The sequence below is a fragment of the Streptomyces sp. NPDC004647 genome (assembly GCF_040609575.1).
GTDB lineage: Bacteria > Actinomycetota > Actinomycetes > Streptomycetales > Streptomycetaceae > Streptomyces.
Genome location: NZ_JBEXKU010000052.1, coordinates 1 through 21,603 on the forward strand (window position 1 = coordinate 1; position 21,603 = coordinate 21,603).

19 protein-coding genes and 2 pseudogenes are annotated in these 21,603 nt (G+C 72.2%); 14 read left to right on the plus strand and 7 right to left on the minus strand.

All coding sequences use genetic code 11. The features are described from left to right. Positions 1–128: 128 nt before the first annotated feature. Both ABZW18_RS22375 and ABZW18_RS22380 read right to left on the minus strand, forming a co-directional pair. Positions 129–461 (minus strand): annotated as a pseudogene (locus ABZW18_RS22375) (DUF5134 domain-containing protein); the annotation flags it as partial. A 197-nt stretch (positions 462–658) separates the two neighbouring features. Further along, a complete protein-coding gene (locus tag ABZW18_RS22380; RefSeq protein WP_356190022.1) occupies positions 659–1,045 on the minus strand; it encodes a VOC family protein in 387 nt (128 codons plus the stop codon). A 154-nt stretch (positions 1,046–1,199) separates the two neighbouring features. Between ABZW18_RS22380 and ABZW18_RS22385 the strand changes: the two genes are divergently transcribed. Continuing rightward, complete coding sequence (locus ABZW18_RS22385) at positions 1,200–1,748, plus strand: GNAT family N-acetyltransferase (RefSeq protein WP_356190025.1); 549 nt, start codon at positions 1,200–1,202, stop codon at positions 1,746–1,748. An 87-nt stretch (positions 1,749–1,835) separates the two neighbouring features. On the opposite strand, the gene ABZW18_RS22390 is transcribed toward ABZW18_RS22385, so the two are convergent. Continuing rightward, positions 1,836–2,519, minus strand: coding sequence for a glycerophosphodiester phosphodiesterase family protein (locus ABZW18_RS22390; protein WP_356190028.1), 684 nt, complete (start codon positions 2,517–2,519; stop codon positions 1,836–1,838). 319 nt (positions 2,520–2,838) lie between these two features. Between ABZW18_RS22390 and ABZW18_RS22395 the strand changes: the two genes are divergently transcribed. The 4 genes from ABZW18_RS22395 (at position 2,839) to ABZW18_RS22410 (ending at position 6,804) form a co-directional block, all read left to right on the plus strand. Beyond that, complete coding sequence (locus tag ABZW18_RS22395; RefSeq protein ID WP_356190030.1) at positions 2,839–4,281, plus strand: DUF6421 family protein; 1,443 nt, start codon at positions 2,839–2,841, stop codon at positions 4,279–4,281. 23 nt (positions 4,282–4,304) lie between these two features. Continuing rightward, entirely contained in the window at positions 4,305–5,060 is a 756-nt protein-coding gene (locus tag ABZW18_RS22400) for an SDR family NAD(P)-dependent oxidoreductase (protein WP_356190032.1), read from the plus strand. After that, positions 5,039–6,121 (plus strand): low specificity L-threonine aldolase, encoded by a 1,083-nt coding sequence (locus ABZW18_RS22405; RefSeq protein WP_356190034.1) that lies wholly within the window; start codon positions 5,039–5,041, stop codon positions 6,119–6,121. The genes ABZW18_RS22400 and ABZW18_RS22405 overlap by 22 nt, the downstream gene beginning before the upstream one ends. 104 nt (positions 6,122–6,225) lie before the next feature. Then, positions 6,226–6,804: a transglutaminase family protein gene (locus ABZW18_RS22410; protein ID WP_356190036.1), complete on the plus strand. Its 579-nt coding sequence runs from the start codon at positions 6,226–6,228 to the stop codon at positions 6,802–6,804. A 14-nt stretch (positions 6,805–6,818) separates the two neighbouring features. Here ABZW18_RS22410 and ABZW18_RS22415 read toward each other — a convergent pair whose 3' ends face one another. Together ABZW18_RS22415 and ABZW18_RS22420 are read right to left on the minus strand one after the other, a co-directional pair. Next, the gene (locus ABZW18_RS22415) at positions 6,819–7,547 is read right to left on the minus strand and encodes a lysophospholipid acyltransferase family protein (protein WP_356190038.1); all 729 of its coding nucleotides are present in this window, start codon (positions 7,545–7,547) and stop codon (positions 6,819–6,821) included. 168 nt (positions 7,548–7,715) lie between these two features. Next, a complete protein-coding gene (locus ABZW18_RS22420) occupies positions 7,716–8,123 on the minus strand; it encodes a DUF4395 domain-containing protein (protein WP_356190131.1) in 408 nt (135 codons plus the stop codon). A gap of 82 nt (positions 8,124–8,205) precedes the next feature. On the opposite strand from ABZW18_RS22420, the gene ABZW18_RS22425 reads away from it, so the two are divergent. The 6 genes from ABZW18_RS22425 to ABZW18_RS22450 all read left to right on the plus strand — a co-directional run bounded on the left by ABZW18_RS22425 (position 8,206) and on the right by ABZW18_RS22450 (position 15,106). Continuing rightward, on the plus strand, positions 8,206–8,619 hold the full coding sequence (locus tag ABZW18_RS22425; protein WP_356190041.1) for a thioredoxin family protein: 414 nt from the start codon (positions 8,206–8,208) through the stop codon (positions 8,617–8,619). A gap of 199 nt (positions 8,620–8,818) precedes the next feature. Continuing rightward, positions 8,819–9,325 carry a flavin reductase family protein gene (locus ABZW18_RS22430; RefSeq protein ID WP_356190044.1) on the plus strand — a complete coding sequence of 169 codons (507 nt, stop codon included), beginning with the start codon at positions 8,819–8,821 and terminating at the stop codon, positions 9,323–9,325. 494 nt (positions 9,326–9,819) lie between these two features. Next, complete coding sequence (locus ABZW18_RS22435; protein WP_356190047.1) at positions 9,820–10,605, plus strand: electron transfer flavoprotein subunit beta/FixA family protein; 786 nt, start codon at positions 9,820–9,822, stop codon at positions 10,603–10,605. A 57-nt stretch (positions 10,606–10,662) separates the two neighbouring features. Continuing rightward, entirely contained in the window at positions 10,663–11,625 is a 963-nt protein-coding gene (locus tag ABZW18_RS22440; RefSeq protein ID WP_356190050.1) for an electron transfer flavoprotein subunit alpha/FixB family protein, read from the plus strand. Positions 11,626–11,788: 163 nt separating this feature from the next. After that, entirely contained in the window at positions 11,789–13,090 is a 1,302-nt protein-coding gene (locus tag ABZW18_RS22445) for an aldolase (protein ID WP_356190053.1), read from the plus strand. Between the two features lie 147 nt (positions 13,091–13,237). After that, complete coding sequence (locus ABZW18_RS22450) at positions 13,238–15,106, plus strand: protein kinase (RefSeq protein WP_356190055.1); 1,869 nt, start codon at positions 13,238–13,240, stop codon at positions 15,104–15,106. A 188-nt stretch (positions 15,107–15,294) separates the two neighbouring features. On the opposite strand, the gene ABZW18_RS22455 is transcribed toward ABZW18_RS22450, so the two are convergent. Beyond that, positions 15,295–16,341, minus strand: coding sequence for a LacI family DNA-binding transcriptional regulator (locus ABZW18_RS22455; protein ID WP_356190058.1), 1,047 nt, complete (start codon positions 16,339–16,341; stop codon positions 15,295–15,297). A 117-nt stretch (positions 16,342–16,458) separates the two neighbouring features. Here ABZW18_RS22455 and ABZW18_RS22460 point away from each other — a divergent pair. Both ABZW18_RS22460 and ABZW18_RS22465 read left to right on the plus strand, forming a co-directional pair. Continuing rightward, positions 16,459–17,373 (plus strand): annotated as a pseudogene (locus ABZW18_RS22460) (ROK family protein); the annotation flags it as partial. A 309-nt stretch (positions 17,374–17,682) separates the two neighbouring features. After that, positions 17,683–18,717 carry an NUDIX domain-containing protein gene (locus tag ABZW18_RS22465; protein ID WP_356190060.1) on the plus strand — a complete coding sequence of 345 codons (1,035 nt, stop codon included), beginning with the start codon at positions 17,683–17,685 and terminating at the stop codon, positions 18,715–18,717. A gap of 124 nt (positions 18,718–18,841) precedes the next feature. Here the strand turns inward: ABZW18_RS22465 and ABZW18_RS22470 are convergent, their stop codons facing one another. Beyond that, positions 18,842–20,215 (minus strand): dipeptidase, encoded by a 1,374-nt coding sequence (locus tag ABZW18_RS22470; RefSeq protein WP_356190063.1) that lies wholly within the window; start codon positions 20,213–20,215, stop codon positions 18,842–18,844. 181 nt (positions 20,216–20,396) lie between these two features. Between ABZW18_RS22470 and ABZW18_RS22475 the strand changes: the two genes are divergently transcribed. After that, the gene (locus tag ABZW18_RS22475; protein WP_356190066.1) at positions 20,397–21,599 is read left to right on the plus strand and encodes a geranylgeranyl reductase family protein; all 1,203 of its coding nucleotides are present in this window, start codon (positions 20,397–20,399) and stop codon (positions 21,597–21,599) included. Positions 21,600–21,603 lie beyond the last annotated feature (4 nt).

Below are 21,603 nucleotides of genomic sequence, written 5' to 3' on the forward strand. Positions count from 1 at the left end.
CCAGGACGGTCTCCGCCTCGATGACGTTGTGGGTGACGAGCAGTACGGTCGCACCGCGCTCGCTGCGTCGCCGGCGCCGGCCCGGCCGACGGCACGATCCGGATACCCGTACGGAGCACGTAGCCCGCGAAGTAGGCGAGCAGCAGCCCCGTCAGCAGTGTTACCCCGCCCGGCGGTTGACCGGCGGCGTACCCCGCGTGCCCTGTGTGCCCCGGCATGAGCGCCATGCAGGCCATCGCGAGCCAGCCCACCGCGTGATGCAGATGATGGCCGCCGCCCCCCGCAGGCCCGGTGCGCGCGAGCGACAGATCCCGTAACGCGGCCCCCCCGCACACGGTCGCCAGCAGCGGTCCGGCCCAGGCAGGCGGGCCGGCCACCGGCATCGCCATGGCCGCCATGCCGAGTCCCATCAGCGCCTCGCTGCCCGCGACACGGCGCAGCCGCGGGCTCCCGCCCCGCATGCGCAGCAGGCAGAACACCGCGCTCGCCCCGCACAGCACGACCAGTAGCCAGCCGACCAGCGGCGGTCCGTGCACAGTGAACCTCCCGGCCCGGGCGGAGGGCAACGGCGGAAGGCTGCCCGTGGACGGCACCGCACACGGGAGCGCACAGGAGCACACGGGAGCGCTGCCGGCAGAAGGTGCTGCCGGCGGAGGGGTCAGGGCCGGTAGCGCAGCGGATGGTCCTCGGGCACCTCGACGACCGCGATCCGTACCCCGTCCGGATCGGAGATCCACATCTCGATCAGCCCCCAGGGCTCCTTGCGCGGCGCTCTGAGGATCTCCACCCCGTGCGCCACCAGCTCCTCGTGGGCCGCGGCCGCGTCCTCGACCTGCAGCCACAGCTGCAGGCCGGACGCGGGGGGCTCCTCGGCCCTCCCCGAGACCTCCAGGAAGCCGCCGCCGAGAAAGTAGACCGTCCCCCGCTCCGGCCCGGTCCCGAACTCGCGGTGGACCGCGAGGCCCAGCGCCTTCCCGTAGAACGCCCGCGACCGTTCGGGATCGGTGGGCCGCAGCAGGGCCCGGCTGCTCAGTACGTGCACCATGACGGGGAGCCTTGCGCATCGGCGCCCGCCGTAAACCCGCACGGGAGGGGGACTCGTGCGGTACACGGCCGGGCGGTGGGCGGTGGGCGGTGGGCGGTCCGGCGGGATTGTTAACCTACTGGCCTCGCTCGAGGCTTCGGAGAGGACCCGGCCCATGGACACCGCCCCGCCCCGTGCGGCCCGCCTCACCTTCCGTGACGCCACCGGCTCCGACGTTCCGGAGCTTGTCGCGCTCATCGAGTCGGCGTACCGCGGTGACGCGAGCCGTGCCGGGTGGACCACCGAGGCGGATCTCCTGGAGGGGCAGCGGACCGACCCCGGGGGAGTGGCGGCGGTGGTGCGGAGCGAGGAGAGCCGGATGCTGCTCGTCGAGGAGGACGGGGCTCTCATCGCCTGCTGCCAGCTCGAACACCGCGGCACGCACGCGTACTTCGGGATGTTCGCGGTCCGGCCGGATCTCCAGGGCGCGGGGCTCGGCAAGGTGATCATCGCGGAGGCCGAGCGGACCGTGCGTGCGGAGTGGGGCGCCGACGAGATGCACATGACGGTGATCTCGGCGCGCGAGGAGCTCATCGCCTGGTACGAGCGCCGGGGCTACCGTCGCACCGGGCGGATGAGCCCCTTCCCGTACGGCGACGAGCGCTTCGGCATTCCGCAGCGCGACGACCTTCAGTTCGAACTGCTGGTCAAGGAACTGGCCTGAGGGCGTCGATCCGTCCGGCCCCTGCCGGACGGCCGCCCGACCTCGCAAGCCCTGCGGGGCCGGACGGCTCTCAGGCGGTGAAGGCCCTCAGGCGGTGAAGCGCCCCGTGCGCTTGATCTCCGGAAAGTCTGTGGTCGCGCCGTCCAGGCCCAGCGCGCGGACCAGGCGCAGATGGTCCTGGGTGTTGACGACCCACCCGATCACCTTCAGCTCCGCCGCGCGGGCCCGCTCCACGACCTCCAGCGTCAGCCGGCGGATGTTCAGTACGAGCATCCCGGCGCCCACGGCCACCGCGCGGTCGACGACATCGGTGCCGTAGCGGCTCGCGACGAGGGCGGTCCGGACGTCGGGCAGAAGCCGGCGGATCTCCCCCAGCGCCTCGTCGTGGAAGGAGATGACCTCGACCCGGCCCACCAGGTTGCGGCGCTTCATGACCTCGGCGAGCGCCTGCGCCGCGGCCGTGTCCTTGATCTCTGCCTGGAGCGGCGCCCGCACCGCGTCGAGGACCTCCTCGAACACCGGGATGCGCTCGCCCTGGCCGGCGTCCAGCTCGCGCAGCTCGGCCAGCGTGAAGTCGGCGATCGGGCCCTTGCCGTCGGTCGTGCGGTCCACGTCCGCGTCGTGCATCACCACGAGCGCGCCGTCCTTGCTCAGGTGCAGGTCGAGCTCGATGACATCCATCCCCTCGCGGTCGGCGCGTACGAACGACCGCAGGGTGTTCTCCGGCTCCAGGCCCATCACGCCGCGGTGTCCGATGGTGAGGAAAGTCAAGGCTGTCTCCAATCGGGGGAAGGCAGTCCCGCAGCCTAACGGGCTGTACGCGCCCCGCAACCCAGCCGCGCCAGGCCGGCGGGCCGTGGCCTCCGGCGCGCCGGGCCCGGTGCCCGCGGTGCGCGCTGAGCGCCCTGAGGGGGCAGTGACAGGAGTGGCGAAGCCGAGGAGGGGTACACCGTGATTTGTGCCACCCGACAGGAAGAATGCCGGTGGACACGGCTGTTCGGCAGGATAATTTTCGGCAACTCTGCTTGAGGAGAAGAACCTCATATGGATACCGTGGCTTCACGCGAGGTTCTCCCGTGAAAGGTGAGCAATGACGGAAATTCTTGTGCAGGGCCGTGGGGAAGGCGACGTTCTCTCCGCAGAGCGCGTGGTCGACCACCCGTCCTGGCCCGTCCTCAAGGATGCCGTGGAGGAGATCCGCCGCTGGCAGTCCAAGGACGGCTCAATCGACTTCGAGACCGAAGGCGCACCCGACCGGGCAGCTGTCGAGCTCACGCTCGACCGCGCGGTGTCCGCGATCGGCAAGCTGGCGCCGCTGCTGCCGCACGACGAGGCGTACCACCGTGCGCTCGTCGCCGACCTCCGCAGCTGGGCGGACGGCGGCTTCGGCGCGCCGGACTTCCTCGACTCGCTGCTCGCCTTCCAGCCCGCGCAGCAGCGCGTCGACGGTCTCCAGCACCTGGTCGTCTTCGCCATGTACACCCAGAACGGCAACCCGGACCGCAACCTCGAAGCGGTCGTGCTGCGGATCGTCTGGCCGGAATGGCTCGCCGAACTGGAGCGCACCCGTTACGACAACCCGCTCTTCCTCGGCATCACGTTCGAGGACTTCACTTCCGGCTACGACACCAACTCCGCGGTGCTCTTCCCGGAGACCATCGCCGTCCGGGAAGCCCCCGAGCGCTTCACCTGGGGCGGCATCTTCTGCGACCGTGAGGCGGCCCGCTTCCGGGTCGTCACCGGGGCCGCGGTCGACATCCTCGGCCTGGACCTCCCCGGGGACATCCGCGAGCTGATCGGCGACCAGCAGCGCTGCCAGCAGGCGTTCGTGCTCTGGGACATGGTCCACGACCGCACCCACAGCCACGGCGACCTGCCGTTCGACCCCTTCATGATCAAGCAGCGCCAGCCGTTCTGGATGTACGGCCTGGAGGAGCTGCGCTGCGACCTCACCGCCTTCAAGGAGGCCGTGAAGCTGGAAGCCGAGGGCTTCGCGCCGGCCCGGGACGTGCAGTACGCGGTGATCTTCGACCGGATGTTCCGCTTCCCGGTCACCGGCAGCCGGGTGCGCAACTACGACGGGCTCGGCGGTCAGCTGCTGTTCGCCTATCTCCACCGGCACGACGTCGTACGCTGGACGGACAACACTCTGCACATCGACTGGGACCGCGCCCCGAAGGTCACCCAGCAGCTGTGCGCCGAGATCGAGAAGCTGTACCGCGACGGCATCGACCGCCCCAAGCTGGTCCACTGGTTCGCCGCGTACGACCTGGTCTCGACCTACCTCGCGCCGCACCCGGGATCCGTCTGGGCCAAGGGGCCCGACGCTCTCGACACGACGCAGTTGCCGCGCAAGCTCGTTGACGAGGTGCTTCCGGACGAGTTCCCGCTGAGCATGTTCTACGAGGCACTTGCCAAGAAGCTCAAGAGCGTGATCGCCTCCACCCAGGGCATCACCGCGCAGAGCGCCGCGTCCATGAGCGCGGCCGCAGACGTTCCGGTGAAGCCCACGCTTGCGGCGGGGGCCGCGTGAACCAGTCCGGAGAGGCGGCCAGCATGACGAGCAACGGTAAGGGATCCCTCGACGGCGCTGTGGTGGCGGTGGCCGGTGCGGGCGGGCCCGCGGGACGGGCGACGCTGCTGCGTCTCGCCGAGGCGGGCGCCACTGTGGTCGCGTCCGACGCGGACGCCGCACGGCTCGCCGAGGCCGTCGACGAGGCCCGCTACGCCCACGGCGGCGCGACCGTCACCGGCGACACGGTGGACCTGCTGGACCTTGGCGCGGCCCGTGAGTGGGCCGACCGCACCGAGAAGGAATTCGGCCGGGTGGACGGCCTGGTCCACCTCGTCGGCGGCTGGCGCGGCAGCCGGACGTTCGCCGAGACCCCTCTCGCCGACTGGGACATGCTGCACAACCTCCTCATCCGGACCGTGCAGCACACCTCGCTGGCCTTCCACGACGCGCTCCAGCGCAGTGGCAACGGCCGTTACCTGCTGATCAGCGCGGCCGGAGCCAGCAAGCCCACCGCCGGCAACGCCGCGTACGCCGCCTCGAAGGCGGCCGCCGAGGCCTGGACCCTCGCGCTCGCCGACGCCTTCCACAAGGAAGGGGGCGAGGGCGGGCCGAACGCGGCCGCGGCCATCCTGGTGGTGAAGGCGCTGGTGCACGACGCCATGCGCGCCGAGCGGCCCAACGCCAAGTTCGCGGGCTTCACGGACGTCAACGACCTGGCCGGTGCCATCCTCGGCGTCTGGGACCGGCCCACCGAGGAAGTGAATGGAAAACGCCTGTGGTTGACCCCGCAACCGTGACCACCGACGCCCAGCGGCGCCACGACCCCCGGGTGCGCGGTTTCGCCAGCGACAACTACGCGGGCGCGCACCCGGAGGTTCTCGCCGCGCTCGCCCTCGCCAACGGCGGCCACCAGGTCTCCTATGGCGAGGACGACTACACCGCGCATCTGCAGGAGGTCTTCCGCTCGCACTTCGGGCCGCGGACGGAGGCCTTCCCGGTCTTCAACGGCACGGGCGCGAACGTCGTCGCGCTGCAGGCCCTCACCGAGCGGTGGGGCGCGGTGATCTGCGCCGACACCGCGCACATCAACGTGGACGAGTGCGGCGCGCCCGAGCGCGTCGGCGGCCTCAAGCTGCTGACCGTACCGACCGAGCACGGGAAGCTCACCCCTGAGCTGATCGACCGCCAGGCGTTCGGCTGGGACGACGAGCACCGCGCCCAGCCGCAGGTCGTATCCATCACGCAGACCACCGAACTCGGCTCTTGCTACACGCCCGCGGAGATCCGGGCGATCTGCGACCACGCGCACGAGCGGGGGATGACGGTCCATCTCGACGGCTCGCGGATCGCGAACGCCGCGGCCTCGCTGGGCGTGCCGCTACGGGAGTTCACCACCGATGCCGGGGTGGACGTCCTCTCCTTCGGCGGTACGAAGAACGGGCTCGTCTTCGGCGAGTGTGTCGTGGTGCTGAACCCCGACGCGGTGCGGGCCATGAAGCATCTGCGGAAGCTCTCGATGCAGCTCGCCTCCAAGATGCGCTTCGTCTCGGTGCAGTTCGAGGCGCTGCTCTCCGGCGATCTGTGGCTGCGCAGCGCCTCGCACGCCAACGCGATGGCCAAGCGGCTGGCGGAGGGCGTCCGGGGGATCGAGGGTGTGGAAGTCGTCCATCCCGTGGAGTCCAACGCCGTCTTCGCCACCCTGCCGCACGATGTCACCGAGCGGCTGCAGAAGCGACACCGCTTCTACTTCTGGGACGAGGCGGCGGGACTTGTCCGCTGGATGTGCTCCTTCGACACCACCGAGGCGGACGTGGACTCCTTCACGGCCGCGCTCAAGGAGGAGATGGGCAAGCAGTAAGCGCTCGCATGAAGCGACGTTCGCCTGAAGAGCCGGCTGCATGAATATGCGCCCGGCCGCAAATCGATTGACGTGCGGTCGGGCGCATTTCTACGCTCCCTGTCATGCAGCTGACCCAGGACACCCCGGATCTGGCCGCCTATCTCGCGGCCGACGACATCATCGACCACCAGCACCCGCTGGTCCGCGCGACGGCAGACCGGCTGCGCAGCGAAGCGCCCGGCCCGTACGCCTATGCCGAGGCCGCCTTCACCTTCGTCCGCGACGCCGTTCCGCACTCCTCCGACAGCGGTGACCCGCGCGTCAGCGTCCGCGCGTCCGAGGTGCTGGCCACCCGTAACGGCATCTGCCACGCCAAGGCCCATGCCCTCGTCGCGCTGCTGCGCGCCGAGGCGACCCCCGCCGGCCTCTGCTACCAGAAACTCGACGTGGTGCACGGTCTGATCGCGTGTCTGCTGCCCGGCCGGAAGCACTGGGCGCGCCTGGACCCGCGCGGCAACAAGGAAGGTGTCGACGCCCGGTTCGGCCTCGACCGCGAGCAACTCGCCTGGCCGGTACGCCCCGAGCTCGGCGAGGCCGACTACGGCCATGTGCACGCCGCACCGCACCCCGCCGTCCTGGCGGCGTTCGTGCAGGCCACCGACAGCTCCCGGCTGCTCGAGCTGCTGCCCACGGAACTCTGAGAGGTCGGCGGGCCTCAGCCCTGGTCGCGGCGGGCCACCCCCGGCGCGGGCGGCGCCGTGCCCCCGAGGTGCGCCGGGACCCACCAGGTGTCCTCCGGCCCCTTGGGGCGTACGGGGTAGGCCCGCTGAGCCGCTTCCAGCAGCTCCTGCACCCGGCCCCGCACCCGCCCGGTGATGCTCACCGCCGGCTCGGCCGGATCCGCGGCCATCGCCTCGCCGACCCGGATGGTGATCGGAATGTGGTTGCGGCGGAGGTTGCGCGGCCGCCCCTTGGTCCACAGTCGCTGGGTGCCCCACAGCGCCATCGGCAGGAGCGGGACGCCCGCCTCCTGCGCCAGCCGCGCCGCGCCCGACTTGAAGTTCTTCAGCGTGAACGACTGGGAGATCGTCGCTTCCGGGAACACCCCGATGATCTCGCCGGACCGCAGTGCCTTGAGGGCATGCGTATACGCGTGCTCGCCCTGCGCCCGGTCCACCGGGATGTGCTTCATGCCCCGCATCAGCGGACCGGAGAGCTTGTTGCGGAAGACCGCCTCCTTCGCCATGAAGCGCACCAGGCGCTTTGCGGGGAGGGCGGCGAGCCCGCAGAAGACGAAGTCCAGGTAGCCGATGTGATTGCTCACCAGGACGGCCCCACCGCGTGGCGGTATGTGCTCGGTGCCCTGGATGTCGAAGCGCAGGTCGAGCGCCTTGAACATGGTGCGCGCGGCACCGATGACCGGGGGGTAGACGAGCTCTGCCAACTCGGAGGACCCTTCTGTTCGGCCTGGGGAGGGTTCTCCCGGCGAAGTTACGCAGCCGTAAGGTTGCGGCTTTCGGGAGATCGTGCCCGATCCGGGGCCATTCGGCCAGCCCGCCGGGCCCCTCAGGGGGAGATCCTCGTCACGTGTGCGCACCGGCCGGGCGTCCCGTCAGCCCGTGGCGCGGCGCAGCAGCAGATACATCTCACAGCCCAGGCAGTATCCGAATACCGCGTTGAGGAAGGCCGCCGCGAGGGCGCAGGCGGTCGCGGCCGGCCCCAGCCAGGCCGGTCCGGCGAAAAACCCGGCCAGCCCGACGAGGGCGAAGAAGAGGCCGACGGCCTGGGCAAAGCGCGGCGGCGCCGGGCTCTCGCAGGCGGTCGGCGGCCCCAGCCGCGGGCGCACCACCACCCGGAACAGCCACCCGTACGGCGAGCGCCCCACCCCGGCCGCCGCCCCCACCGCGAAGCACAGCGCCTGCCATGCCAGCAGCCAGCCGCTGCCGGAGATCAGCACGGCCGCCAGCACGACCGTCGTCACGGCCGCCCCGAACCTCGGTCCTCGTATGTCGATGCCCACGCTCATGGCGCCCAGCATGCCGCAGGGAACCGGAATCCCGGACTCGGGAATTCTTGCAGTCCCGTGAACGCTGGAGAGACCGATGACGGGACTGATGGTGTGCGTGGTGGTGCTCGCGGTGGCGGGCGCCTTCGGTCTGCTGCACACGCGGCGCAACGGGAGGCTGAAGGTGCGCGGTCGCGACGGCGGAGTACGGCTGGACGCGGCCGAGCTCGGCGCCGAGTTGGGGCCGCGGGCCACGCTCGTGCAGTTCTCCAGCGCCTTCTGCCAGCCGTGCCGGGCCACCCGGCGGACCCTGGCGGAAATCGCCGGGATGGTCGAGGGCGTGGCGCATGTGGAGATCGACGCCGAGGCCCGTCTGGAGCTCGTACGGACGCTGCAGATCCTGCGCACACCCACCGTCCTGGTGCTCGACGCGGACGGCCGGATCGTCCGCCGGGCCTCCGGGCAGCCGCGCAAGGCGGATGTGATCGCCGCCCTCGGCGAAGCCGTGTGAGCGGCCACGTGACCGAGCTCCCATATCCCGGAACGCACTTGACGTCGTGCTTTGAAAATCGTCAGGCTGACGTCATGTGGTCGGGACTTATTTTCTACGGACGGGTGCACGTCGACCTCGTCCGGTATGCGAGCGCGCGCTGTCCGAGCCCCTGAGCAGCTGACACTCCGCCCGGCTCGACCCACAGAAGGACAACTCCATGACGGCCACGCACGATCTCGGCCCGGCACGGCTCGCCGCTACCGACCTCCTGCGCTCCGCCTTCCGCCGGCACGCCGCCGGCGTCGCCGTAATCACCGCACAGGGCGCTCGCCCCGTCGGCTTCACCGCGACCTCGCTCACCTCGGTGGCCGCCGAGCCGCCGCTGCTCTCCTTCGGGATCGGAACCGGTTCCTCCAGCTGGCCGGTGATCGCCGACGCCGAGTACATCGGAGTCCACGTCCTCGCCGAGCGTCAGCAGGACTTGGCCGCGACCTTCGCCCGCAGTGGCGCCGACCGCTTCGCGCCGCCCACCCGCTGGGAGACCGGTCCGCACGGCGTGCCGGTGCTGGCCGGCGTACTGGCGTGGCTGGTGTGCCGTGTGGTGGCCCGGATACCCGCGGGGGACCACCGGGTCGTCATCGCCGAGGTCGTCTCCGGAGACCCGGACGGCGCGGGCCGGCCGCTGCTCTACCACCACGGCGGCTTCAACGCCCTGCGCGACTGAGCATCCCGGATACGGCGGCGGCGTATCACGGCCGCGGAGTGGCGGCCGTGGCGCCGTGAGACGGTTCCGGACGGCCGGTCGCGCGCAGTCGCGCGACCGGTGAACAGGTCACTGCCCCGGTCGTTCCGGGAGAATTCGCCGTTATCGAGCGCTGAGCCCGCCGCCGTCTCCGGCACCGGGTCGTTGCAGTAAAGGCCGGGAAAGGGACGGATTGGCCGTTCCCCAACCGTCCGGCGGCAGAGCCGTCGGGTGGTGAGAGTTCGTGAGATCACTTTGTGACATCCGTCTCTCGCGGCCCGCCTCTATGGCATCTGACCTGGTCAAGCTGGTTAATGGCTATGGGTTTCGGCACTTGCTAACCGGGAAATTGCCGAGTGTACTGGCGAGTAATAATCTGGCCGGAGCGCGTTCCGCCCCAACCGGGATCCGCCCCGAATGGCGCCTATGCTGCCTGCAAAGGCCGCTAGTAGAGACGATGCAGTAGGAGAGCCGGCGTGAGCTTGAGGATCGTTGTCTGTGTGAAGTACGTGCCCGACGCCACCGGCGACCGGCACTTCGCCGAGGACCTGACCACCGACCGCGACGCGGTCGACGGCCTGCTGTCCGAGCTCGACGAGTATGCCGTCGAGCAGGCCCTCCAGATCGCCGGCGAGGCCGACGACGCGGAGATCACCGTCCTGACCGTCGGTCCCGAGGACGCTCGTGACGCGCTGCGCAAGGCGCTGTCCATGGGTGCCGACAAGGCGGTTCACGTCGAGGACGACGACCTGCACGGCACCGATGCTCTGGGCACCTCGCTCGTCCTCACCAAGGCCATCGAGCACGTCGGCTACGACCTGGTCATCTGCGGCATGGCCTCCACCGACGGCACCATGGGCGTCCTCCCGGCGATTCTCGCCGAGCGGCTCGGCGTCCCGCAGGTGACGCTGCTGTCCGAGGTCTCCGTCGAGGACGGGAAGGTCACCGGCCGCCGCGACGGCGACTCCGCCAGCGAGCAGCTCGAGGCGTCCCTCCCGGCCGTTGTGTCCGTGACGGACCAGTCGGGCGAGGCCCGCTACCCGTCGTTCAAGGGCATCATGGCCGCCAAGAAGAAGCCGGTGGAGACCCTGGACCTCTCCGACCTGGGCATCGAGTCCGAAGAGGTCGGCCTCGAGGGCGCGTGGACCAAGGTCGACGACGCCACGCAGCGCCCCGCCCGTACCGCCGGCACGATCGTCAAGGACGAGGGCGAGGGCGGCAAGCAGCTCGCGGAGTTCCTTGCGGGCCAGAAGTTCATCTGAGCTTCGGCATTCACCCAACTGCCCCCAGATACTTCGCACTCGCAGGAGAGCAATCCCATGGCTGAAGTTCTCGTCTATGTCGACCACGTGGACGGCGCCGTCCGCAAGCCGACCCTGGAGCTGCTGACGCTGGCCCGCCGCGTCGGCGAGCCCGTCGCCGTGCACCTCGGTGCCGGCGCCGATACGGCCGCCCCGGTGCTCGCCGAGCACGGCGCGGTGAAGGTCCTGACCGCCGACGCCCCCGAGTTCGCCGACTACCTCGTCGCACCGAAGGTGGACGCCCTCGAGGCCGCGTACCAGGCCGTGTCCCCGGCCGCCGTACTCGTGCCGTCCTCCGCGGAGGGCAAGGAGATCGCCGCCCGCCTCGCGGTGCGCATCGGCTCCGGCATCATCACCGACGCCGTCGACCTCGAGGCCGGCGACGAGGGTCCGGTCGCCACCCAGTCGGCGTTCGCCGCCGCCTTCACCACCAAGTCCCGCATCACCAAGGGCACCCCGGTCATCACCGTCAAGCCGAACTCGGCCGCGCCCGAGGCCGCCCCGGCCGCCGGCACCGTCGAGCAGCTGTCCGTCTCCTTCGGTGAGAAGTCGACCGGCACCAAGGTCGTCTCCCGCACCCCGCGCGAGTCGACCGGCCGCCCCGAGCTGACCGAGGCCGCGATCGTGGTCTCCGGCGGCCGCGGCGTCAACGGCGCCGAGAACTTCCACATCGTGGAGAGCCTGGCCGACTCGCTCGGCGCGGCCGTCGGCGCCTCCCGCGCCGCCGTCGACGCCGGCTGGTACCCGCACTCCAACCAGGTCGGCCAGACGGGCAAGTCCGTCTCGCCGCAGCTGTACATCGCCGCGGGCATCTCCGGCGCGATCCAGCACCGGGCCGGTATGCAGACCTCGAAGACCATCGTGGCCATCAACAAGGACGCCGAGGCCCCGATCTTCGACCTGGTCGACTACGGCGTGGTCGGTGACCTCTTCCAGGTCGTCCCGCAGCTGACCGAAGAGGTCACGACCCGCAAGGGCTGACCCGCACGGCCCCGAGGCCCCCGGACGCACGCCGCGCCGGGGGTCTCGTGTATGCCCGGGGCCACGCCAGCTGCCGCCGACGGGTGTTGACCTGCGAACAAGCCACGGATAGCTTCACTCTACGGATACCTGATTCCGTCAAGCGGAAATGAGGAGTGTCGGTATGGGGCAGTACGAGACGGTGGCCACCAGCCTCACGAGCGCGGTGCGCGAGGAGATCGGGGCCGGTCTGGCGGAGGTCGACGCCGATCTCGCGCGCCGCTACCCCGGCGACCCCGGAACCCGGCAGCCCGTGCACACCGTCTACGTCCCGGCCGACGTCTTCGAAGCCGGCACCGTACGCTCCTGGGGCGCGCAGGCCCTCGCCGCCCTCGATGAGCACGCCCCCGACGCCGCTTCCCTCGCCGCCGTCCTGGGCCTGAGCCGGGAACTCGCCGAGCCGGTGTACGAACGGGTGCGCGCCAAGCTGGAACGCGAGCCCGTCGAGGATCTGCGGATCGACTTCGAGGACGGCTACGGCCCCCGCCCGGACGCCGAGGAGGACGCCACCGCGGCACGCGCCGCACGGCTCGTCGCCGACGCCTTCGCCGGCGCGTGCGCCGCCCCTTCCTCTTCCTCCTGCCCGCCGTACCTGGGCATCCGGATGAAGTGCATGGAAGCCGCTGTCCGGGACCGGGGCATCCGCACCCTCGACATCTTCCTCACCGGCCTGATGGAGTCCGGCGGCCTGCCCGCCGGGCTCGTCCTCACCCTCCCCAAGGTCAGCTACGCCGAGCAGGTCACCGCGATGGTGCGGCTGCTGGACGAGTTCGAGAAGGTGCGGGGCCTGGAGCCGGGCCGGATCGGTTTCGAGATCCAGATCGAGACCACCCAGTCCGTCCTCGGCCCCGACGGCCGCGCCACCGTCGCCCGTATGATCGACGCCGCCGAGGGGCGGGCGACCGGACTGCACTACGGCACGTTCGACTACAGCGCCTCCTGCGGAGTCAGCGCCGCGTACCAGTCCATGGACCACCCGGTGGCCGACCACGCGAAGGCCGTCATGCAGGTCGCGGCCGCGGGCACCGGGGTCCGGCTCTCCGACGGGTCCACCAACATCCTTCCCGTGGGCCCGACTTCGCAGGTCCACGAGGCCTGGCGGCTCCACTACGGACTCGTCCGCCGCTCGCTGGCCCGCGCCTACTACCAGGGCTGGGACATGCACCCGGGCCATCTGCCCACCCGCTACGCGGCCGTCTACGCCTTCTACCGCGAGGGCCTGGAACAGGCCGCCGCCCGCCTCGCCGCATACGTCGGCCGCGCGGGCGGCGACGTGCTGGACGAGCCCGCCACCGCCAAGGCGCTCAGCGGCTATCTGCTGCGCGGGCTCGACTGCGGCGCCGTGGACAGCGACGAGGTCTCCCGGCTCACCGGTCTGACCCGCGACCGTCTGGACCGGCTGGCGGGCCGTCCGGCCAGGAGCTGACGCGCGGGGCGCGTACACCGGGGCGGCACCGCCGAGTTGTGGCGCCCCGGTGAAGGTGTGAGCCGGGCACCGGGCACCGGACGTCCCCCGGCGTCGGCAACGTAGGCTGAGCGCCCAGGAACGGTTCGCGAGGAACGGGGCAGAGCGGTGTCTTCGGGGGAGCATGGGCAGGCCGGGGCGGGACGGCTGCTGGCGGGGCGCTACCGCGTGGTGCGGCAACTCGGCCGTGGCGGCATGGGCGTTGTGTACAGCGCCATGGACGAGGTGCTCGGGCGCGAGGTCGCGGTCAAGGAACTGCGCACCTACAACGACTCCTCCGGCAGCGAACTGACGGACCTGCGGCTGCGGATGCAGCGTGAGGCGCGGGCAGCGGCCCGTATCAAGCACCCCGGGGTCATCGCGGTGCACGACGTCGCCGAGGACGAGGGCCGCCCGGTCATCGTGATGGAACTCGTCGACGGCCCCTCCCTCGACGACGTGCTCGCCGAGCGGGGCACGCTCGATGCCCGCGAAGCCGCGGGCATCGGGGCCAAGGTGCTGGACGCCCTGGACGCCGCCCACCGCGCCGGGGTCCTGCACCGCGACGTCAAGCCGGGCAACGTACTCCTCGACCGCAGCGGACGGGTCGTGCTCTCCGACTTCGGCATCGCGACGATGGAGGACCCCGGGGACGGCGCGACGACGCGGATCACCCAGAGCGGCGACATCGTCGGATCGCTGGACTATCTGGCTCCGGAGCGTGCCCAGGGGCAGTTGCCCGGACCTCCGTCCGATGTGTGGTCGCTCGGAGCGACGCTGTACGCCGCCGTGGAGGGGGCGTCGCCGTTCCGCCGCACGTCGGCCTGGTCCACGCTGACCGCGATCGTCTCCGAGCCGCTGCCCGAGCCCCGGAGGGCGGGCCCGCTGGCGCCGGTGCTGCGCGAGCTGATGCACAAGGACCCGCAGGCGAGGCCGGACGCGCAGCGCGCCCGTGAACTGCTGTCGGCGATCGCGGAGGGCCGGCCGGACGGCGATGCGGCCAGGGCATCCGGCTCGCCGGCCACGTCCGGTTCTCCGGCGGCGCCCGAGCCGGCCGCATCTGAGCCGGCGGGCACGCCCGAGCCACGGCTCGAGTCCGGCACGATGCGCCTCGGCGACGGGGCCCCGCCGATGAGCGCGCAGCCCACGGCCATGGACGCGCCCGGTTTCCGCCCGGCCCCCGACATCCCCGGGCAGCCGGCGCAGCAGGGCCGGCCGGTGCTCGCGGCGCACTCCGCCGGTCCGGGTGCCGACGGCCCGCTGGTGGCCGGAGGGGCCTCGGCCAGTTCCGGCGGACGCCGCCGCGGCCGTAACGTCGTGGCCGCCGCGGTCGCCGTCGCCGTCCTGGCCGGCGCCGGAGTGGCCATCGCCGTGGCGAACGGCTCCGGCGGGCAGAAAACGGATCAGGTCGCCTCGGACAGCAGATCCTCCGCCCCCGCCGGTACGCCGGACGGGAAGAAGGACGACGGCAGGGCGGCAGGAGAGAAGGCGGAGCGGTCCGAGCCGTCGAAGCAGCCGTCGAAATCGCCCGACAGCAAGCCCGCCGGGGGCGGCGACGACGGCGGGGACACCGCCGACGGCGGGGACTCGGGCGGCGGGAGCAAGGGCCCGGGACCGGACAGCGGATCCGGCACAGGTGACAGCGGCGGGTCCGCATCCGACGGCGGCGGCAGCGCCGACGGCGGGAGCAGCGGCGGTGGTGGCGAGCCCGCGCCTGCCCCGGTCTGCCACGCCATCGGCGGCGGCAAGTACAACTGCACGGTCTGGCGGACCGCCGACTCCTACGACGACCCCGGCAACAAGGTCGGCACGCTCAACGCGGGGACCAACTACTTCTACTGCCAGAGGCAGGGCCGCAGGGAGACGTACGGTCAGTGGACGAACACCTGGTGGGCCAGGACCGACGACGACAGCGGCAACACCGGCGTCTTCGTGAGCGACGTCTACATCAAGGGCGGCGACAACGACAAGCCGCTGCCCGGGCTGCCGCTCTGCTGACCCCCGGCCGCGACGGGCGTACGGTCCCTCCGGTCATCCCCGCCGGCCACCGGCAGGCCGCGCGCGCGGCGTCCGGCCCGGGAGCAGCTGCCCCGGACGCGTACGGGGATCCGCCGTGCCGGAGGCCGGAGGAGAGCTCGTCCGGCCCGGACATCGCCCCCTGGGGGAAGGGGTGGACGGAGTGCAGGTCAGGCCGGGCCGGCGGGTGGCGGCAACTCTCCGGAACCGCGGGCGATCAGCCGGGTCGACAGCAGGACCCGGGCCGGTTCGTCCGCTCCGCCGTCGAGCCGCCGGAAGAGCCGCTCGGCGGCCGTACGCCCCAACTGGGCCGCGTCCTGGGCGATCACGGTGACACCGGGGGAGAGCAGATCCGCCAGCTCGAAGTCGTCGAAGCCGACCAGCGCGACCTGTTGCGGCAGGGCGCCCAGCACCCGGACGGCGGTGACCGTCACGCGGTTGTTCCCGGAGAACAGCGCGGTGACCGGCTCCGCTGCGCCGAGCATGGCGAGGGCCGCGGACCGTACCCGCTCCGGGTCGGTGGGACCGAGCGACACCCAGGCCTCGTCGACAGGGAGCCCCGCGTCCGCCATCGCGGCGCGGTAGCCGCGCAGCCGCTCGATCGCCGTGTGGATGCGCGGCTGGTCGCCGATGAAGCCGATCCTGCGATGGCCGTGGGCTATGAGATGCGCGACGCCCTCGCGCGCGCCGGAGAAGCTGTCGGAGAGCACCACGTCCGCGTCGATCCGGCCCGGCGGCCGGTCCACGAAGACCGTGGCGACACCCGCCGCGATCTCCGGCGCCAGATAGCGGTGGTCGTCGGAGGCCGGGACGATGACGAGGCCGTCCACCCGGCGGGCGCAGAAGGCCAGCACCAACTCCCGCTCGCGCTCCGGCTCCTCAGCGCTGGAGCCGTGGATCAGCAGGGCGCCGTGCGCGCGGGCCGCCTCCTCGACGGCGCGGCTCAACGGCCCGTAGAAAGGGTCCGCGAGGTCCTCCAGAACCAGCCCGATGCTGGCTGTGCGGCCCTTGCGCAGGATCCGGGCGCTGTCGTTGCGCCGGAAGCCGAGGGCGTCGATCGACTCCTGGACGCGGCGGACGGTGTCGGGCGTGACGCCCGGCTCGCCGTTCACCACCCTGGACACCGTCTTCAGACCGACGCCGGCGCGCGCGGCGACGTCCTTCATGGTCGGCCGGGTGCCGTAGCGGCGCTCGGTGCGAGGGGCGGTGTCGGCCACGGTGCGAGGTCCTGTTCGTCTACGGGGAGGGGCTATGAGCATAGGGCCTGGACAACGTTGTCAGAAGTCGCGAGACTGAACCGCCGGAACCGCTGCCCACCAGGAGATACGACACCGATGCACAACGACCTCGTCGCCGCCCTCGACATCGGTGGGACCAAGATTGCCGGGGCGCTGGTCGACAGCGACGGGCGGCTGCTCGTACGGGCACAGCGGCCCACCCCCGCCCGGGAGGACGGCGACACCGTCATGGCGGCGGTGGAGGCGGTGCTCGGCGAGCTCGCCACGGATGTGCGGTGGGCGAGGGCGACCGCGGTGGGCATCGGCAGCGCGGGCCCGGTCGACACCTCGGCCGGCACGGTGAGCCCGGTCAACGTCCCGGGCTGGCGCGACTACCCGCTGGTGGAGCGCGTTCGGGCAGCCGTCGGAGCACGGCCGGTCACCCTGGTGGGCGATGGGGTCGCGATGACGGCCGCGGAGCACTGGCAGGGCGCCGCCCGGGGGCGCGCCAACGCCCTGTGCATGGTCGTCTCCACCGGCGTCGGCGGCGGTCTCGTACTGAACGGCCGGCTGCACCCGGGACCGACGGGCAACGCCGGCCATATCGGGCACATCAGCGTGGACCTGGACGGCGACCTGTGCCCGTGCGGTGCGCGCGGCTGCGTCGAGCGGCTGGCCAGCGGCCCCAACATCGCCCGCCGCGCCCTGGAAGGCGGCTGGCGGGCAGGGGCGGACGGTGACACCACGGCCGCCGCCGTGGCCCGGTCCGCCCGGGCGGGGGACCCTGTGGCCCGGGCTTCCTTCGAGCGGGCCGCCCAGGCGCTGGCCGCCGGGATCGCCGCGACAGCGACGCTGGTGGAGATCGAGGTCGCCGTGGTCGGCGGGGGAGTGGCCGCGGCCGGGGAGGTGCTGTTCTCCCCGCTGCGGCGAGCGCTGCGGGACTACGCCACGCTCTCCTTTGTCCAGGACCTGGAGGTCCTCCCGGCACTGACGGGCACGGACGCGGGCCTGGTCGGTGCCGCGGCGGCGGCGTGGGCGCCGTCCGGCGCGGTTCGGGCGGCGGCGGTGACGGCGGGTCCTGCGGGCGCTACGGGTTCCGCGGGGGCTACGGGTGTGGCGGGTGCCGCGGTGCGGTCCGTTACCTGATTGGCCATCAACTCGCCTACACACTGGAGGTTCTGGACGGGTACGTACGGGCCGGGGAGGCCCGCACAACTCTCCCGCTCCGGTACGAGGCCCCGAGCGTGCGGCCCGGCCGCCCCGTGGGCCACCTTGCCGCGGAGCGTTTCCGTGGCAAGGTGTTGCGGGCAGTCCACTCGGGGCTACCGAAGAGGGGGAATTGTGATCGTCTGGCTGAACGGTGCGTTCGGCGCGGGCAAGACCACTGCGGCGCGCGAGCTGGTGGACCTGATCCCCGGCAGCACGTTCTTCGATCCGGAACTGGTGGGCGACGGCCTGCGGATGATGCTGCCCAGCAAGCGGCTGGAGGAGGCAACGGACTACCAGGAACTGCCGTCCTGGCGGCGGCTCGTCGTAGAGACCGGGACGGCGGTCCTCGGTGAGGTCGGCGGGACCCTCGTCGTCCCCATGACCCTGCTCAAACAGGAGTACCGGGACGAGATCTTCGGCGGCTTCGCCGCCCGTCGCATCCCACTGCGGCATGTCCTGCTGCACTCCGAGGAAACGATCCTTCGGCAGCGGATAGCCGCCCGTGAGGAGATGCCCCGGGACGGCACGGCCCTGGAATCCGTACGGTACTGGTGCCTGGCCCACCTCGCGCCGTACCACCAGGCCCTTCCCTGGCTGACCGCCGACGCCCATGTCGTCGACACATCGGCGCTGACCCCGCGGCAGACCGCTGAGCGGATCGCCGAGGCACTGCGCACCGGAGCCGGGACCTGCGAGATCGTGCAGACGCCCGAGCCCACTGCCGAGACCGTGGCCGCCGGGGTGCTCCTCTTCGACGAGCAGGACCGGGTCCTGCTCGTGGACCCCACCTACAAACCCGGCTGGGAATTCCCCGGCGGAGTCGTCGAACCCGGTGAGCCACCCGCCCGCGCCGGGGTGCGGGAAGTCGCCGAGGAGATCGGCATCGAACTCGAACGGGTGCCCGGTCTGCTGGTCGTCGACTGGGAACCGCCCAGTCCGCCCGCCTTCGGCGGCCTGCGCCTGCTCTTCGACGGCGGCCGGCTCGGCAGCGGCTCGGCCGGCCGGCTGGAGCTGCCCGGCGCGGAGCTGCGCGACTGGCGGTTCGTGAGCGAAAGGGAGGCCGCCGAACTGCTCCCCGCCGTGCGCTTCAACCGGCTGCGCTGGGCACTGCGCGCCCGGGAGCGGGCCACGGTCCTCAACCTCGAGGCCGGAATCCCGGTCGGCTGACTCCCGGCCGACCCGTGCGCACCCTCGCCCCGGCCCGCCTCCCGCGGCCGTTGCCTCGACGGGCGGCCCCCGCACCGGGGACCGGCAGGCCCACGGTGCGGGGGAACGGGCAGCCCGGCGCGGCCTAACCGCGGGCGTCGGCCGCGTACTTCAGCAGGAACAGCGCTTCGGTGAGGGAGAGCCGCTCCAGCTCCTGCGGGGACACGCTCTCGTTCACCGCGTGGATCCGGGCCTCCGGCTCGCTCAGACCGATGAGCAGGATCTCGGCGTCCGGGTAGAGCGCGGCCAGGGTGTTGCACAGCGGGATGGAGCCGCCCTGGCCCGCCGTCTGCATCTCCTCGCCCGGATAGGCGGCACGCATCGCCGCCGACATCGCGGTGTACGCCGGGCTGGTGGTGTCGGCGCGGAACGGCTGGCCCTGGCCGATCTGTTCGACCGCGACCCGCGCGCCCCACGGGGCCTTCGCCTCCAGGTGCGCCGCGAGGAGCTTGGTGGCACCGGCCGCGTCCGTGCCCGGCGGAACGCGCAGGCTGACCAGGGCGCGTGCGCCGGCCTGTACGGACGGGGTGGCGCCGACGACCGGCGGGCAGTCGATGCCGAGGACCGTGACGGCGGGGCGGGACCAGATACGGTCGGAGACGGTGCCGGAGCCGATCAGCCCGACGCCGCCCAGGACTTTGGCGTCCTTGCGGAACTCCTCCTCGGGGTACTGCAGGCCCTCCCAGCTCGCGTCGGAGGCGAGACCCTCCACGGTCGTCGAGCCGTCCTCGGCCCGCAGTGAGTCCAGGATGCGGATCAGCGCGGCCAGCGCGTCGGGGGCGGCGCCGCCGAACTGGCCCGAGTGCAGGTTGCCTTCGAGGGTGTCCACCTGGACGCGTACGAGTGTCATGCCGCGCAGCGTGGCGGTGACCGTCGGGAGGCCGACCCGGAAGTTGCCCGTGTCGCCGATGACGACCGTGTCCGCGGCGAGCAGCTCCGGATGCGCCTCGGCGTACTGCTCGAGACCGCCGGTGCCCTGTTCCTCCGAGCCCTCCACGATGACCTTGACGCCGACCGGGACGCCGCCGTTGGCCTTGAGCGCGCGCAGGGCGGTGAGGTGCATGATCAGCCCGCCCTTGCAGTCCGCGGCGCCACGGCCGTACCAGCGGCCGTCGCGCTCGGTCAGCTCGAAGGGCGGGGAGAGCCAGGCGGACTCGTCCAGCGGCGGCTGGACGTCGTAGTGCGCGTAGAGGAGCACGGTCGGCGCGCCCGCCGGGCCCGGCAGGTAGCCGTAGACGGACTGGGTTCCGTCGGGGGTGTCGAGCAGCGCGACGTCCTGGAAGCCCTCGGCGCGGAGCGCGTCCGCGACCCAGTTCGCCGCCGCCTCGCAGTCGCTCCTGGGGAACTGCGCGGGGTCGGCCACCGAGGGGAACGCGACCAGCTCGGCGAGCTCCGCCCGCGCGCGCGGCAGCAGCGAAGCGACGGTTTCGGCGAGCGGGGCGACGGTGGCCGGCTCCATGGGCACGCTCCTTGTGGGTGGATACGGCGAAGTACGTGTACCGGTGGGTACGTGTACGTACGGCAGATGTGCTGCCGATCCTCCCACAGCGGGCCTTGGTGACCATGAGCCGTAGGATGCGGACTCGGGGCGTGGTTCCTGCGCCCTGCCGGAGCCACGGTCGAGCGGAGCGGAAGCACAGGTGAGCAGCGAGAGCGCGGGACAGGACCGGTCGGTGTGGGACGTGGTGGTGGTCGGGGCCGGTCCCGCCGGTGCCTCGGCGGCGTATGCCGCCGCCGTCGCCGGGCGCAGGGTCCTGTTGCTGGAGAAAGCGGAGCTGCCCCGGTACAAGACCTGTGGCGGAGGCATCATCGGTCCCTCGCGGGACGCGCTGCCGCCCGGCTTCGAACTGCCGCTGCGGACGCGGGTGAACGCCGTGACGTTCTCGCTGGACGGACGGCTCTCGCGCACCCGCCGCTCGAAGCACACGCTCTTCGGACTCATCAACCGCCCGGAGTTCGACCAGGGGCTGGTGACCTCGGCCCAGGACGCGGGGGCCCGGCTGCGGACGGGTGTCTCCGTCTCCCGGGTCGAGCAGTACGGCCCCTCGGTGCCCGACCGGAGCACCGTCGCCCTGGTGCTGAGCGACGGGGAGATCGTGCTGACGCGGGCGGTCGTCGGCGCCGACGGCAGCGCCGGCCGGACGGGAGCGCATGTCGGGGTGAAGCTCGACCAGGTGGACCTGGGCCTGGAGGCGGAGATCCCCGTTCCGCCGACGGTCGCGGAGGACTGGGCCGGGCGGGTGCTCATCGACTGGGGCCCGCTGCCGGGCAGTTACGGCTGGGTGTTCCCCAAGGGCGACACCCTCACGGTCGGGGTGATCTCGGCGCGTGGCGAGGGCGCGGGGACCAAGCGCTACCTCGAGGACTTCGTCGCGCGCCTCGGGCTCGCCGGGTTCGAGCCCAGCATCTCCTCGGGACATCTGACCCGCTGCCGGGCCGAGGACTCGCCGCTCTCACGAGGACGGGTGCTGGTCTGCGGGGACGCGGCAGGACTGCTCGAGCCCTGGACCCGGGAGGGCATCTCCTTCGCGCTGCGCTCGGGGCGGCTCGCGGGGGAGTGGGCGGTACGGGTCGCGGAGGCTCGCGACGCGGTGGACGCCCGCCGTCAGGCGCTCAACTACGCCTTCGCCATCAAGGCCGGGCTCGGTGTGGAGATGGAGGTCGGTCGGCGGATGCTGGCCGCCTTCGAGCGCCGGCCGGGACTGTTCCACGCGGCGATCACCGGCTTCCGGCCGGCCTGGAACGCCTTCGCCAAGATCACCCGCGGCCGGACGACCCTGGCCGAGATCGTCGGCACCCATCCGGCGGCCGGGCGGGCGCTGATGGCGCTGGACCGTCTCTGAACCC